Genomic DNA, 14,866 nt, shown 5'->3' with positions numbered 1-14,866 from the left:
TAAGGAGAGCAAATTCAGACATGTATAAACAGCAAGTGATAAGACGTATCCTTTTATCTTTCTTTATTGGGTTATTGTTCCCATTCGGCCTGCTGGCACAGCAAACCCTCGAAGTGACCGCCAAAGCGGACACCAGCAACATCCGGATCGGTGAACAGGTAAAGCTGCATCTGAGGGCCACAGTGCCGGCGGCAGTTTTTAACAAGCCCGAATTCAGGCTGCTGTTTCCTACTGTGCCGGACTCGCTGGAACATTTTGAAGTGGTTAACCGCTCCAACCTGGACACGCTGACACAGCAGGACCTGAAGGTGTTGCAGCAAACGCTCACCGTGACCAGCTTCGACTCCGGGCGCTGGGAATTTCCTCCCCTGAAATTTGAAGTATATGGCGCTAACGGCGCCAACAGCATAGATACCCTGTTCAGTCAACCGCTGGGCATCGATGTAAACACTGTCGCCGTAGATACCACCAAAGCATTTAAACCGATCAAGACCGTACAGGCAGTACCCTGGAATATATGGGACTACTGGCTGTATATCGCGATAGGCGCCGCTGTGGTGCTGATAGTCCTGGGCCTGCTGCTGTATTTCCGCAAACGCCCGGAAAAGAAACCAGCAGTGAAACTGCCGCTGGTAACGCCTTATGAACTGGCCGTTCAACAACTGAAATCCCTGAAAGGCGAACAGTTGTGGCAACAAGGCGATATAAAACAGTATTATACCCGTTTGACTGATATTTTGCGTACCTACTTCGAACACCAGTTTGGCATTGCCGCACTGGAACAAACATCTGAAGAGCTGTTGAACAATATCAAGCCGGTGACCAAACTGAACCAGCAGCGGGATAAATTACGTGCCCTGCTGGCCATTGCGGATCTTGCCAAATTTGCCAAATTACAGCCTACTGCCGATGAGCATGAAGACTGTATGCACAAAGCCGAAGAGATCCTGGAATGGACAAGGCCCAAAGAAGAGCCTGTAGTGCCGGAAGAAAAGCCGCAAAAAGGTGCGTAATTAGTCATTTAACCCTCTTTAAGTAATGGATTTTTCAGCGTGGAAAAATATTGAATTTGCCTACCCGGCGTTCTTCTGGCTTTTGTTACTGATACCAGTGATGATTTACTGGCGCATTGCCCGGCGGAAAAACGCGCAGGGCGTGATGAAGGTATCCTCCGTAGCAGGCCTGAAAGGACTGCCCGTATCCTGGAAGGTGCGTTTCCGGCCGGTATTACTGGCCTTGCGTATCCTGGCTTATGCCGCCCTGGTAACGGCGTTGGCCCGGCCTCAGACTTCCAACACCTCTGAAAATATCGATAGTGAAGGGATCGACATCGTCATGGCCATCGATATATCCGGTAGTATGCTGGCAGAAGACCTGCAACCCAACCGGATGGAAGCCGCCAAAAAAGTGGCGATGGACTTCGTAGACAAACGTATCAGCGACCGTATAGGCCTGGTCGTGTTTTCCGGCGAAAGTTTCACCCAATGCCCTATTACCACCGATCATGCCGTGCTGAAAAATCAGATTATGCAAGTAAAAAGCGGCATGTTACAGGATGGTACCGCCATTGGTATGGGCCTGGCTACTTCGGTAGACCGCCTGCGTAACAGTCATGCTAAAAGCAAGGTCATTATTCTGCTGACGGATGGTGTCAACAACACTGGTCTCATAGATCCGCTCACCGCCCTGGAAATAGCCAAAGCATTCAAAATAAGGGTGTATACCATCGGTGTAGGTACCCAGGGGAAAGCTCCCTTTCCCATGCCCATGGCCGATGGCAGCGTACAAATGGTGATGCAGGACGTACAGATTGATGAACCGCTGATGAAAAAGATCTCCAAAGAAACCGGCGGTAAGTATTTCCGGGCTACCAACACCACCGATCTGAAAAACATCTATTCAGAAATCGATCAGCTGGAAAAAACCAAAGTGGAAATCACCTCTTACAAACGATATGCAGAACACTTCTTCCCATTAGCGATACTGGCCCTGGCCTGCATCCTGCTGGAGGTAGTATTGCGCTATTCCCTGTTCAGAAGTTTACCATAATCACGCAAAGCTATCAAAGTGAGCAAAGGAGCAAAGGGACCACCTTTTGTTTCTTTGCTCACTTTTTTTCTTTGCGTGACGAAATGTTACCTTTGGGGATATTATAAATTTCCGGACTATTGCAAGCAACAGTATATAAATCAACGGGTAGCTGGTATGTGGTGAAAACCACTGACGGCGAAACATTTCAGGCAAGGATGAAAGGTATCTTCAAAAAAAATGAGGATATCACCTCTACTAACCCCATTGCCGTAGGCGATGTAGTGGAGATTGTGCCCGATGACAGCGATGCTAACGCCAAAAACGCCATGATCACGGAGATCGGGCAACGCCGGAATTATATTGTGCGCAGCTCTCCTCATGGGCGTAATAAAAAACACATTATTGCAGCCAACCTGGACCAGGCTATGCTGATCTGTACCGTCCGCGAGCCGCGTACCTCCCAGGGTTTTATAGACCGTTTCCTGGTCACCGCTGCAGCCTATCATATCCCGGCGGTATTGGTATTCAACAAAAAAGATATTTACAGGGCTAAGGAGATGGAGCAGTTTGAAGCAATAGAAGCCTTGTACACCGAAATAGGTTACCCGGTGAAGCTCATTTCTGCTACAGAAAAAGAAGGGATAGCAGCCATTCAGGCGATCCTGAAAGATAAGACCACCCTGATGTCGGGCCATTCGGGCGTGGGTAAATCCTCCCTGATCAACGATCTGATACCCGGGCTGGACCTGCGTACCACCGCTGTCAGCGGCTGGAGCGGCAAAGGTCTGCATACCACCACTTTTGCAGAGATGTATGACCTGCCAGATGGCGGTTGCCTGATAGATACTCCCGGTGTGCGGGAGTTTGGTATCGTAGAGATAGAGAAAACCGAGTTATCCCACTATTTCCTGGAAATGCAACCTTATCTCTCCCACTGTCAGTTTAATAACTGCCTGCATATCAACGAGCCCGGCTGCGCCGTAAAAGAGGCGGTGGAGGCCGGAGAAATTGATCCGGACCGGTATGTGAGCTATGCCACTATCCTCGAGACCATCGAAGAAGAACAGTACTAGTTATTTTTTGGGTTTACTGAGTTCATCCAGCACTTTCTCTGCGCCCCAGTTGCGTTTGGGCAGGGGGCATCCTTTCTTTTGTGTACGGCAGGCCGTGAAGACAACAGCCAACAGGGCCAGGGCGATTATTTTGCGCATAGTATAGTTTTACTAGAATAAACGCATTTGTTTGCCGGCTTTGCGGTTGGATCGCTGTAAATCTTTTTTGTTGTAGCTGGTGGCAGGACACCCGTATTTCTGTGAAGAACAGCCTGGCAGCACAATAGCTGCCAAAAGGAGCAGGCAAATAAACGTTTTCATAGAAGGATATTTGCCCGCAATATAATATATTTTTATAAAGTGTTACGGTTGTTGCTCTCCTTCGCTATACCAGGAAGCGTACATGTTATAGTTTTTGGAGATACGGTTGATTTCTCCTTTAATAAGGGCCATATCAATATCCTTTACTTTTTTGGCGGGTACGCCGGCCCAGATAGTGCCCGGCTCCACATGGGTGCCTGCCAGTATAACCGCACCGGCAGCGATGATGCTGTTGCTGCTGATATGCGCATTGTCCATCACGATGGCGCCCATACCGATCAGCACATCGTTATCTATTGTACAACCGTGCAGGATAGCATTATGCCCGATAGACACATTATTACCCACAATGGTTTTGGATTTTTCATAGGTGCAATGAATCACAGCGCCGTCCTGTACATTCACGTTTTCGCCGAGGCGGATGCTGTTCACATCGCCGCGTACCACCGCGTTGAACCATACTGTGCAACCTTTGCCCATCTCCACATCGCCAATAATGGTGGCATTGGGTGCAATAAAGCAGCCGTCTGCAATCTTCGGAGTAAATCCTCTTAAGGGTATAATGTGAGACATAAATGATAGTTTTAATCTGAATGCTACAAAGATAACAATTACTAATTAGTCGTTGTTTTCTACCTTCGCAGAGAATGTAAGAGATATGAACAACAGGCAACTTTTTTTGCAGCACGTAGCGCAAACTTCAGATGCACCACTGGCATTGGAGATCGTAAAAGCGGAAGGCATGTATATGTGGGATGTCAATGGCAGGAAATATCTGGACCTGATTGCCGGCATCAGTGTTTGTAACATGGGGCATTGTCACCCTGCTGTGGTGAAGGCTATCCAGGAACAGGCGCAGCAATATATGCACCTGCTCGTATACGGAGAATTCGTACAGTCGCCACAGGTAGCCTATGCCCGGGCGCTGACACAACATCTTCCCGGCAACCTCGACTGTGTATATTTTACCAACTCCGGCGCAGAAGCCGTAGAAGGCGCTATGAAACTGGCCAAACGTTTCACCGGCAGAACAGAGATCGCTGCTTTTAACCGCAGTTATCACGGATCTACACAAGGCGCCCTCAGCATCCTCGGCGATGAATACTGGCGCAACGCCTACCGGCCATTACTGCCGGGTATACAACACCTCGAATACAACAACTACGCTTCCCTGGAACTGATTACACATAACACCGCAGCCGTATTTGCAGAAAGCGTACAGGCAGAAGGAGGCGTCATCGTTCCCCAACTGGAATGGATACACGCTTTACGCGCTAAATGTAACGAAACCGGCGCCCTGCTGATACTCGATGAGGTACAGTGTGGTCTTGGCCGTAACGGTACGTTATGGGCGTTTGAACAATTGGGTATCATTCCTGATATCCTGTTGCTCGGGAAAGCCCTGGGCGGCGGTATGCCACTGGGCGCTTTCATCTCCTCCCGTACTATTATGTGGAGCCTCACCAACAGCCCGGTGCTGGGGCATATCACCACCTTCGGCGGGCACCCGGTAAACTGTGCCGCTGGTCTCGCTGGTTTCAACGCATTGCTGGAATCACAGGTGATCAAAGATGTAAAAGCTAAAGGTGAATTGTTCCGCAAACACCTGCAACATCCTGCTATCAAATCAGTGCGTTCACTCGGATTGATGATGGCGATGGAAGTAGAGAGCTTTGAGGTGAATAAGAAGACGATTGATTATTGTATTGCCAATGGCGTACTCACCGACTGGTTCCTGTTTGCACCGGAATGTATGCGGATAGCACCACCGTTGATTATTACGGAGGAGGAGATTGTGCAGGCGTGTAAGGTGATTTGTGAAGGGTTGGATAGGGTGTGACGGAATAATTAAGTTCGATGATTTTGATTTGATGTATACTTGTCCAGTATCGTCATAATATTACATTTTTAGTATTGCAGCCATATGAGTTTTCTACTCAACAACTACATGCAAATACTTCCTAAAGAGCTTTTGAAAAAAGCGGCGAAAAATATTGTCAGGGAATGTGATGAGATAGATAAAAACTATTTTCAAGCCTATGTAGATGAAGGTAGTGCCAGTTTCGATGTCGCCGTCTCATTGAATGATAAAAAAGAAATTGTAACCCATTCCTGTGATTGCGGGAGTAAGACAGACTTTTGCCAACACAAAGCGGCTTTGCTATTGTATATCATAAAAGAAAAGCAGGGAAAACAGCCATCGAAAGGGAACAAAAAAGAAAGTCGCCTTAAGGATCTGATAGATGAGGTAGACGCTGAAAAGCTCAAATCCTGGATTAAGGAGATACTTGCAAGAAACAAAGATCTTGAACTTGCTTTTCTGTATCAGTTTGGCAATCAGCAAAAAAAGTATAGTCCGGCAGATATAGAGCAGCTGACAAGAGATGCGGTGAAAGCTGTAATTAAAAGCAAAAAGAGGGCGGAAGCCAGTGAGGTAAAAAGAATTGCAGAGTTGTGGGCAGAGGTGCATGATACTGTAGTAAACGAATATTGCGCACAGTTAACCGATCAGGATGCATTCCTGAACTTTGATGCATTGGTGAAAATAGTGGCCGAAATACAACTGACAATCGCTACTACCAGCAATAGAATCAAAAAGTATTTGGAAAGCCAGTTGCTCAAGGTGGCAGATCATTTACAGCAACTACGAACTGACGAGAGTTGGACTATCGCTGTAGGGTATTTTGCAGATCGGATAATTGTTGATCGTCATAAGCTCCGCGTTTCCTACTTGTGGTTCCTGGTTGATGTTATTGGGGTAAGCAACGGGGAAAGAAAAACAGCGGTGATAAATAAGTTAGTTGGGCAGTATGCCGGTTGTAATCCAATCGAATTTTTTGATGGCAGTGTGTATACGGAAACCATATTTAACCTGGTAACGAGTAATCATTTATTCGAGACTTATTATAACGTGTTTAAACCGATTCGTTTTAATAACGATTACAACAGTGACCTTATTGGTAGGTTAATACAGCTGGGTCATCTTAATCTGGCTGAAACATATTGCCAGGAACAGATTATGTATAATTCCCGTGAAGAGTATAATCATTCTTACTACCAATTCCTGAAAGAAATCTATAGTATTGAAAGGGATAATGGAAAGTTAACTGAAGTCCTGAAAAAAATGTCGCTATATACATTTGATTTCGATGATTACTTGTTTGTTGATGGGCAGATAGAAGACAAAGCTGAAAGGAAAAAATGGCGAAATAAAATATTTGCAAAAGCAAGACAGGGCAAACTTTCTGATGGCGTTGGTCAGTAAGTGGGACAACTTTATAGACGACGACTACGCAAAGACGGCCAATGATGTGGTTACATTAGCCGGGATTTTAAAGACTAACTATAGTGAAAGTGAAATACGGATTGGGCTCAAAAGTGCGCAATCAGGCTTCCATGGAAGCAACATGCTGACCCGGCTTATTAAAAAAGAGAAACCATGAATGTGGATATAATGACGCAATTTTAAAAGGTTTATTCTGAATGAGGTCACTCCCCTGTTTTTTGCCTGCTTACTTAATGAATTGGTGAAATCAACAAGAATTGTTAGTACCATTTGACAGTACTACTGTCTAGCGGCATCATTTTCCTGGCAATGACCTGACTCAGGCCAATCTTTCTTATTCGCTTATACCATTTGCCGTAGGACTTAAATGCCTCCTCTATTATTTCTCCCGATATAGTTGCTTCCGAGTTATCTTTTTTGCTAACTAGTACCGGACAGGAGGCGTATGAGAAGTTATTGCCGAATATTAATTGATTTATGATGAAAAGCGCGTGTACTTGTATAGCGTAATTTTTGCTCTCTCCCATGTAAATCTGTGATCGTACGGGATCATAGCACATTAAAGGGACTACGTATATTCTTTTGTCTCCTTTAAGTGCCAATAGCTCTTCAATCGCTTTTAAGGTATCAATCTTAATGTCAGAAGGGATAACGGGGTAGGTGGAAACAGGATACAAACTATCATTTGCGAGAATAATTCTATAGTATTTTTCATTATCATGTTTTCCTGGACAGATTTCGAAGAGTGGGTCACGGGGAGTCTCCACGACCTTAAAAATAGATTGAGACCATGTCTGCAAGGAGATCACAAGTAGCCCCCAACAAAACAGGCTGGTGATTAGTCTCTTTTTTTTGCAGCATTTCTTTCGATTCATAATGATGAATTTCAGATTGACTTACCCGTTAATATGAGTCAGCATGTATTATCCGGGATTTTATGTTTGTACTGGTAATACTTCCTGAGAGCCGGCTGTCGGTTATATTTACTGTTTCATGATCATCATACCGGATAAAAACTTCCACATCAATGTTGAGGTCTTTACTGTATATGGTGAAATAGAGGCCTGTTTCAACTCTTCTGTTGAAGATAATATTGCCGGGTTTCATTGCGTGACACCTTAATCTCAGGTAGGGAAAGAACGATTCAGGAGCATTGTTGTCCAACTTGAAATCCTGTGTTATGGCGGATTTGAAGAAATTGCCACTGATATATTTTATGGAATCTTTTTTAGCGTTATAAGCAACGAGATAGTATTCGTCAAATCGAAAAGCGTGCAAACGATTTGTGATGGCCCTTCCATTCGGATACACTGTTTTAAAGCCTGGCAGATGAATAACAAACAACTGATAGGTTTTATCCGGATATAGTGTCTCTCCGTTATACGGCATTATTTCCGTTTCCAGTTGGCCATCTGCCGGCATTAATTTTTGGAAGATACCTTCCCCGTAAGGCGCCAGCAGGTCTTTTGAACTAGCGCCTAAATCGGCTTCCACAGCGTATCTGATATGATAGCTAATGATATTGTGAAGAATGAGGGAGCTGTCGTGGGTTGGTATGGACTGGCTATATATCTTAGTTACACCCATGCAGTACAGTACAGTTATGATCAAAAGCTTAATGTTTGACGGAATCATTTCATAGTGCTTTTAAAGGGATAACGTTATAGGTTGTTCTTAACTATTCAACCTGCTCATCTCCATCACTACTTGCCTGGCAAACACTTCCAACTTATCAGTCTCCATAAAAGATAAGCAGTAATAATACTCCCCTCTGGAAGTCATTTCATGCAGATTGTTATTCATTTCAAAACGGCCGCGGTGAAAGAGATCGAGGGTGCTTCGCGGTTGCGTGGGATGAAAACTACAGACGCCTAACCGGGCATCATAAAAAGTAACGATAATCCTGTCATCATCGTTGGTAAACCTCAATTCCAGTTTTTTCTCCAACAGGCTATAACTGATACGGATACACTCGAAGTCGTTATGCAGGTCGTAATACATATCACCTATTTCGCCGGATAACAGGGTATCGAACAGGATGGTATGTGTTACGTCTTTTTTCATCAGAACTGCAATTTAAAGCTGCCGAATACACCGAATTTTTTACTGGCCGGTTCATCCGGTAATACATCCGGTGCTACGCGCCAGATGAAGTCTACCCGCAGGAACTTGAAGATATTCTCGATACCGGTACCTACCTCCAGGTAAGGGTTTCCTTCGAGGGTACGGAACGGATAGCCGTTATACAGGTTCAGTTTTTTATTGGGTTCAGACAGGGAACCGACAACGCCTTTGGCGGTCCAGAACTGACGCCATTTCAGCTTTTTGATAAGGGGAATATAACCGAAGATACCATTGCCGATGGTATGCTCTACGTTGAAGCCTACATATTGATCGCTTAGGAATTCGAAGCGGTTCATCATGTTGAAGGCGTACTTGTTGTAGTAGTAGATTTCGTTGCCGGGATGTACTTCGAGAGAAGTATATGGAACGGTACCGAAGATCTTGCCACCAAAAACGTTATAGTACAGGGAGCCGAAAGGAGGCAATTTAACATAGTCGGACACGCTGAGGGATACACGCTGATACTGTTGACCGCTACTGGCGATACCCGGGATACTCACGGCGTACTTCAGTTCTGTGATAGGATATTTACTACCCAGACTGATACGGTAATAATTGCCTTCGAGGAACTGCTCCTGGAAGGCCCAGCGAAGTTTCAGTTCTACTTCGGTAGTGGTAAGCGGGTCACGGTCGTTGACAGTTTTAGGGTAGTAAGCTGCGGTAGGCAGCGGCTCATAAGGCCTTGCCTGTTTATGCAGCAACGTTACCTGGTGCGAGAAACCGCTGTAGTATTCTTTGAAAAACTCCAGCCGCTGTTCCTGTATCATGAGGAACTTCTGTGGAATACCGTTTTTACGGATGGCGAGGGTGAAGATGTTGTCGGTGCCTACTTCGTCGTAGTAGTGGGAACCGTTGTCGAGGTCTTTCGTATAGGCGCCGTAGAGGTACATGCGGGGATGCCTTTTCAGGAGCCAGAGCGCCGACATTTTACCTTTGTATACATTATCTCCGAAGCCATAGGCCAGGTATCCGTAGAGATAGAGGTCTTTGTTGAATTTGGGCGTGGTACCCAGGTCGAGGCGCAGGCGGAAGCCTTCCAGCCTGTTCTGGGAAAATAGATAATAATAAGGGCCCCACTCTATTGGTCCAAATGGTTTATACCCTGTTGCCAGGAAGCGGATGGTATTGGAATACCGCTGGAAGAGTGGCATCCGCTGAAGGGTATCAATCATTTTATAGATACCGACCTCATTTTTGCTGAGGTCTTCGGGGCGGTTGTCATTCCAGAAAGATTCTTTCCTGATACGGGCGCTATCGAGCACCACGACTGCCTCCGGATATTTTTTATTGCTGAAAATATTGGTGGCGGCGGTATCGTTGGTGATAACGTTATCGTAGGTGGTGCTTTTACGGCCGATAAAGTCGAATGTTTTGCCGGGTTTGGGACTGGGCGCCCAGAAGTCGGCTACAAATTTGTCTTTGTAGAGGAACCAGCTGCTGTCGGGCTGCTGTTTAAATTCCTGTACCATACTTACCCGGTGTACGAAGTTGATGTTGGCATCTTTGGGTACAGACAGGGTGGCTTTCATGACGGCATAGGTAGTATCGTGAACCCAGATATCACCGATAAAGGTGTTCTCCCCTTTTCGTTTAGGCGTGAAGTTGAGTTTGATAAACCGTTGGCTGCTGATATATTGTGTATCCGCAATTTTATAGTCGTAGTAGAAAGCGCCGTTGTTGTGTATGGGGCTGACAAACTGTTTGTCGAATACCGGTATGAAGTTGTTGTAGATATTGATGTTCTGGTACATACCGCCGAGGAACTTCGTCACACTTTCATTGTCTATACCGGAGGTACGGGCGGCTTTGATGATTTCTTTTGTTTTACGGGGGCTGGATTGATAATAGTAGTCAGACAAGGATTCTGTCAGGAAGATGGGCAGAAAGGGTTTGTCTTCCGATGTGCTGTCGATATTGTTGAGGATGAAAGCAAACGGTTTGGTGAACCTGTTTTTGGACAATTTTTCCTTGTTCAGGTTTTTCATGTCCAGTTCCAGTTTATTGTATACTTCGTATTTATAATTATCGAGCCGGTTATAGTTGTTTTCCGGTTTATGTTTTACGATCTGTTTGAGAAGAATAAGGGCGAAGTTAACGTTGGCTTTAATTTCGTATGTTTTAAGGGATACGTCGGAGCGGGTGATCTCGAAGTTGACTGTCTGCTCTTTCAGGGTCCGGTTGACCGGCATTTTAAGAATGGTGTATCCCATTACCCTCACCAGTAGCGAATCTGACGGGATAACATTTAATTCAAATAAAAATTTTCCTTCAGCGTCAGTAACCATTCCGGTCTGTGTGTGATCAAACTGAAGGGTAGCGAAGGGAATAATTTCCTGTGAGTGCGCATCTCTCACTGTTCCACTGACCTTATATTGCTGCGCCTTCAATGCCGTACAACCAACGCTTATGCCTATTAGGACTGCTATAATACTTTTCCAACCAAACATATCTGACAACAATATTAGATTATTTAACGGTAATCCGGATAGTTGCTTTCCTGAAGGTAAGGCAGTTATGACAAAAAAAATATATTTTGGAATTTCAGAAATTAATTTAGCTTTGTATTGCAAAGTGCTTTTTCAATATGACAGATCAACAACATTTGCAAGCCTTAACGGACATTAAGCGTATCATGGAGCGCAGCAGCCGGTTTATTTCACTGAGCGGGCTGAGTGGCGTATCAGCAGGGGTATCTGCCCTGGTGGGCGCCTGGCTGGCTCGGGTATGGCTGGTGGCGTATTATGAGCGCTGGGATAAGAGCGGGGTGTATAGTGATGCTGATTATATTGACCTGAAGTATAAGTTGATTATTACAGCCCTGGTGGTGATGGCGGCGGCAGTGGGTGGTGGTTTATTTTTTACCTGGCGCAGGGCGCGGAAAAATAACCTGCCGATATGGGATGTAACAAGCCGGAAGGTGTTGATCAACGTCTGCATTCCATTGGCAGCGGGTGGTGCTTTTGCAGCCGGGTTGTTGTACAATCATATAGAATCGCTGGTGGCTCCTACCTGCCTGGTTTTTTATGGACTGGCACTGGTAAATGCGAGCAAGTATACCTTGCCTGAATTGCGTTACCTGGGTATCCTGGAAGTGTTGTTGGGCATCGGTAACCTTTTTCTTTTACGTAAAGGACTTTATTTTTGGGCCGTGGGATTTGGGGTATTGCACATCGTTTATGGAATCGTGATGTGGTGGAAATATGAGAGAAAGGGAAGCTTTCAATAATTAGCATGAATCCGATCGGAAATTTAAATAAGATATTTGAGAGCCGCATCCGACTGGGTGTTATGAGTGTGTTGATGGTGAATAATGAGGTCAACTTTAATGACCTGAAACAGATGCTGGAGGTAACCGACGGCAATCTGGCCTCACACCTCAATACCCTGGAAGAAAACGGCTATATCAAGGTGTATAAGGGATTTATTGGCCGCAAAACCAATACCACCTACGCAATCACCACTGCCGGAGAAAAGGCTTTTAAAGGCCATCTCATTGCACTGGAACATATGATCAAATTCACTAAATAATTTTTTTTGTCTTTTAACTTTGAAATACAAAGTGCTTTTTAAAAAATCAAAACCATGGAAAATCCCCAGAACAACATTTCCTTTTTTAGTCGCTACGCTTATGCATTTAAAGCGATCATCATTGTCATCATGGTCCTCGTGCTGCTCATCCCCGCCAGCATGATCATGGATGTTATCCGCGAACGCCAGGACAGGCAAGCCTCTGCGGTAGAGGAGGTAAGCAGCCGCTGGGGGTACGAACAACATATTACCGGCCCGATACTGGCCATTCCCTATACCATTGCAGGTTCCGCGAACGATAACTACGTATACCTGTTACCGGAACAATTAAAAATCAATGGAGAATTGTTACCCCAAAAACTTAAAAGAGGCATCTTCAGCGTGGCGGTATATGACGCCAAAATGCAGCTGAGTGGTACTTTCAGCCCGGCAGCCCTGTACAAATCAGGCGTACCGCCATCCGCCCTGAGATGGCAGCAGGCTTCCATTATCATGGGCATCAGCGACCTGCGTGGCATAGACAACCAGGTTAAAATGGTCTGGAATGGCAACACTTTCCCTTTCAGTCCCGGCGTGGTCAATACCGACCTTTTCAAAAGCGGCATCCAGTCACCGGTATCACTGGCCTCCGGCGATACCGCTGCCCTCGCCGGCGCTTTCACCCTGGAACTGGGTGTGAAAGGCTCCGGCAGGATCAGCTTCTCCCCTGTCGGTAAAACCACCACCGTACATACCAGCTCCAATTGGCCCGATCCCAGCTTCGACGGCGCCTTCCCGCCGAAAGACCGCCGTGTGGACGCCAAAGGCTTCAGCGCAACCTGGGAAATACAGGACCTGAACCGCGAATACCCCCAAAGCTGGGCCGGCAACAAATATGATATCCATAGCGCCGACTTCGGTATCAAGTTTTTTATGCCCGCTGAAAGCTACCAGCAGTCCAACCGGGCAGTGAAATATGCCATCCTGGTGATCGGACTCACTTTTATCATCTTCTATTTTATCGAACTCTCCCAACGCCGCGCCATTCATCCATTGCAGTACGCCCTTGTAGGCCTCGCCCTCTGTATTTTTTACACGTTGCTGATATCCATATCAGAACAACTTAACTTTACCACGGCCTACCTGATCGCCAGCGGGCTGACCATTGGCCTCATCACGCTGTACGTAGCCAGCGCCTATAAAAGCAGTCGTATTGCTGCAGGAATTGGTGCTACCTTGCTGCTGTTGTACGGTTTCATTTATGTGATCATCAGTGCGGAAGACCAGGCCCTTCTGATGGGCAGTATTGGCCTCTTCCTCACCCTGGCCGCTATCATGTATTTCAGCAGAACGATCAAGTGGGATAAATTATCAGAGAAATCAACAGTACAATAAATATGAGGAAAGATTCTTATTTCAGCAGACGGTTGGCCAGTTTCGGATATGCTTTCAGTGGAATTGCGGCTTTTCTCCGCAGCGAGCCACATGCCCGCATCCACCTGGTGGCCACTATCGTAGTAACGGCAGCCGGCTGCTGGTATAAGCTCTCCAGGATGGAATGGATCTTGCTAATCATCACCATCGCGATGGTTTGGGTCGCAGAAATGCTGAATACCGTCATCGAAAAAATCATGGACCACCTGTCGCCCGAATTGCATCCCCGTGTAAAGTGGATCAAGGACGTGGCGGCAGGCGCCGTGCTCATTGCCGCCATCGCCGCCGCCGGTATTGGTGCGTTGATATTTATCCCGCATATCCTATAGATTCATTATCCATCTAAAAACATTCGTACCATGCGACTGAAAGGCATCTTCCGTTTGATCCGGCAACGAATCACCAATAACCAGCAAACCTATACGCTGTACTTTTCTATCTTATTCAGCCTGGCGCTGCTTTGTTATCGTGTATACCATTCCGGTAGCTACCTGCGTGTATCCCTGGTCTGGAACCTGTTCCTGGCTTATGTTCCCTTTGCTATTACCCGCTGGATGGAAAAACATCCGGCTGAAATCAGCAACCGGTTCTCCTGGTACGGCTGTTTCATCGCCTGGCTGCTGTTTATTCCTAATGCACCGTATATCCTCACCGACCTGTTTCATCTCTTCGATGGCGGTGTCCCGCTCTGGTTCGATCTGTTCGTGATTTTCTCCTTCGCCTGGAACGGTATGATGCTCGGTTACATGTCTATCCGCAGTATGGAACAACTCTGGCGCGCCCGCTATACCCGCTGGCCAGCCTGGCTGTTTACATTCCCCATTATGTTCCTCTGTGGTATGGGCGTATATATCGGTCGTTATCTCCGCTATAACAGCTGGGATGTAGTAAAAGATCCGCTCACCCTCCTCGGCGATATGAGGGATATCCTGCTGCATCCGGTAGAGCATCGCAGCGCATGGGCCTTCACGGTATGTATGGGCATCTTCCTCAGCCTCATGTATCCCCTGTTCAGAAAACAATCTGCATAAAAAATACAAACAAAACGCCCGTTTGATGAAAATCAAACGGGCGTTTTGTTTGTATATAAAATATCAATCTTCTCTTTTAT

The 14,866-nt window shown here is 46.1% G+C and carries 17 protein-coding genes; 10 read left to right on the top strand and 7 right to left on the bottom strand.

Features of this window, described 5'->3' with window-relative positions:
• The first annotated feature begins 20 nt into the window (after positions 1-20).
• The 3 genes from ICL07_RS13170 to rsgA all read left to right on the top strand — a co-directional run bounded on the left by ICL07_RS13170 (position 21) and on the right by rsgA (position 3,104).
• A complete protein-coding gene (locus ICL07_RS13170) occupies positions 21-1,013 on the top strand; it encodes a hypothetical protein (RefSeq protein WP_188088367.1) in 993 nt (330 codons plus the stop codon).
• Positions 1,014-1,038: 25 nt separating this feature from the next.
• Positions 1,039-2,049, top strand: a complete 1,011-nt coding sequence (locus tag ICL07_RS13165; protein ID WP_188088366.1) for a vWA domain-containing protein — start codon at positions 1,039-1,041, stop codon at positions 2,047-2,049.
• A 119-nt stretch (positions 2,050-2,168) separates the two neighbouring features.
• The gene (gene rsgA, locus ICL07_RS13160; RefSeq protein ID WP_188088365.1) at positions 2,169-3,104 is read left to right on the top strand and encodes a ribosome small subunit-dependent GTPase A; all 936 of its coding nucleotides are present in this window, start codon (positions 2,169-2,171) and stop codon (positions 3,102-3,104) included.
• Here rsgA and ICL07_RS13155 read toward each other — a convergent pair whose 3' ends face one another.
• Genes ICL07_RS13155 through ICL07_RS13145 form a run of 3 tightly spaced genes read right to left on the bottom strand, consistent with a single transcriptional unit; the run spans position 3,105 to position 3,977 of the window.
• Positions 3,105-3,242 (bottom strand): hypothetical protein, encoded by a 138-nt coding sequence (locus ICL07_RS13155; RefSeq protein WP_188088364.1) that lies wholly within the window; start codon positions 3,240-3,242, stop codon positions 3,105-3,107. It lies immediately after the preceding gene.
• Positions 3,243-3,254: 12 nt separating this feature from the next.
• On the bottom strand, positions 3,255-3,404 hold the full coding sequence (locus tag ICL07_RS13150; RefSeq protein ID WP_188088363.1) for a hypothetical protein: 150 nt from the start codon (positions 3,402-3,404) through the stop codon (positions 3,255-3,257).
• Between the two features lie 42 nt (positions 3,405-3,446).
• On the bottom strand, positions 3,447-3,977 hold the full coding sequence (locus ICL07_RS13145) for a gamma carbonic anhydrase family protein (RefSeq protein ID WP_188088362.1): 531 nt from the start codon (positions 3,975-3,977) through the stop codon (positions 3,447-3,449).
• 85 nt (positions 3,978-4,062) lie between these two features.
• Here ICL07_RS13145 and ICL07_RS13140 point away from each other — a divergent pair, with 85 nt between their 5' ends.
• Both ICL07_RS13140 and ICL07_RS13135 read left to right on the top strand, forming a co-directional pair.
• Complete coding sequence (locus ICL07_RS13140; protein ID WP_188088361.1) at positions 4,063-5,244, top strand: aspartate aminotransferase family protein; 1,182 nt, start codon at positions 4,063-4,065, stop codon at positions 5,242-5,244.
• A 108-nt stretch (positions 5,245-5,352) separates the two neighbouring features.
• Entirely contained in the window at positions 5,353-6,669 is a 1,317-nt protein-coding gene (locus tag ICL07_RS13135) for an SWIM zinc finger family protein (protein WP_188088360.1), read from the top strand.
• A gap of 281 nt (positions 6,670-6,950) precedes the next feature.
• Here ICL07_RS13135 and ICL07_RS13130 read toward each other — a convergent pair whose 3' ends face one another.
• The 4 genes from ICL07_RS13130 to ICL07_RS13115 form a co-directional block, all read right to left on the bottom strand.
• Positions 6,951-7,565 (bottom strand): hypothetical protein, encoded by a 615-nt coding sequence (locus ICL07_RS13130; RefSeq protein WP_188088359.1) that lies wholly within the window; start codon positions 7,563-7,565, stop codon positions 6,951-6,953.
• Positions 7,566-7,593: 28 nt separating this feature from the next.
• Entirely contained in the window at positions 7,594-8,277 is a 684-nt protein-coding gene (locus ICL07_RS13125; RefSeq protein WP_188088358.1) for a hypothetical protein, read from the bottom strand.
• Positions 8,278-8,364: 87 nt separating this feature from the next.
• Positions 8,365-8,754, bottom strand: coding sequence for a hypothetical protein (locus tag ICL07_RS13120; protein WP_188088357.1), 390 nt, complete (start codon positions 8,752-8,754; stop codon positions 8,365-8,367).
• A complete protein-coding gene (locus ICL07_RS13115) occupies positions 8,754-11,168 on the bottom strand; it encodes a DUF5686 family protein (protein WP_188088356.1) in 2,415 nt (804 codons plus the stop codon). Before ICL07_RS13115 ends, ICL07_RS13120 begins: the two co-directional genes overlap by 1 nt.
• 230 nt (positions 11,169-11,398) lie before the next feature.
• Here ICL07_RS13115 and ICL07_RS13110 point away from each other — a divergent pair, with 230 nt between their 5' ends.
• From ICL07_RS13110 to ICL07_RS13090, 5 genes are read left to right on the top strand one after another with little or no spacing between them, the layout of a single operon-like run.
• Complete coding sequence (locus ICL07_RS13110; protein WP_188088355.1) at positions 11,399-12,040, top strand: hypothetical protein; 642 nt, start codon at positions 11,399-11,401, stop codon at positions 12,038-12,040.
• 5 nt (positions 12,041-12,045) lie between these two features.
• Positions 12,046-12,342: a winged helix-turn-helix domain-containing protein gene (locus tag ICL07_RS13105; RefSeq protein ID WP_188088354.1), complete on the top strand. Its 297-nt coding sequence runs from the start codon at positions 12,046-12,048 to the stop codon at positions 12,340-12,342.
• Positions 12,343-12,396: 54 nt separating this feature from the next.
• Positions 12,397-13,716 (top strand): cell envelope integrity protein CreD, encoded by a 1,320-nt coding sequence (gene creD, locus ICL07_RS13100; RefSeq protein WP_188088353.1) that lies wholly within the window; start codon positions 12,397-12,399, stop codon positions 13,714-13,716.
• Positions 13,717-13,718: 2 nt separating this feature from the next.
• The gene (locus ICL07_RS13095) at positions 13,719-14,084 is read left to right on the top strand and encodes a diacylglycerol kinase family protein (RefSeq protein WP_188088352.1); all 366 of its coding nucleotides are present in this window, start codon (positions 13,719-13,721) and stop codon (positions 14,082-14,084) included.
• Positions 14,085-14,114: 30 nt separating this feature from the next.
• The gene (locus tag ICL07_RS13090) at positions 14,115-14,786 is read left to right on the top strand and encodes a DUF1361 domain-containing protein (RefSeq protein WP_188088351.1); all 672 of its coding nucleotides are present in this window, start codon (positions 14,115-14,117) and stop codon (positions 14,784-14,786) included.
• Positions 14,787-14,866 lie beyond the last annotated feature (80 nt).

This window comes from Chitinophaga qingshengii (assembly GCF_014529935.1).
GTDB lineage: Bacteria > Bacteroidota > Bacteroidia > Chitinophagales > Chitinophagaceae > Chitinophaga > Chitinophaga qingshengii.
The sequence above is the reverse complement of the archived record's forward strand: the minus strand, read 5'-3'. Positions and strand labels throughout refer to the sequence as shown.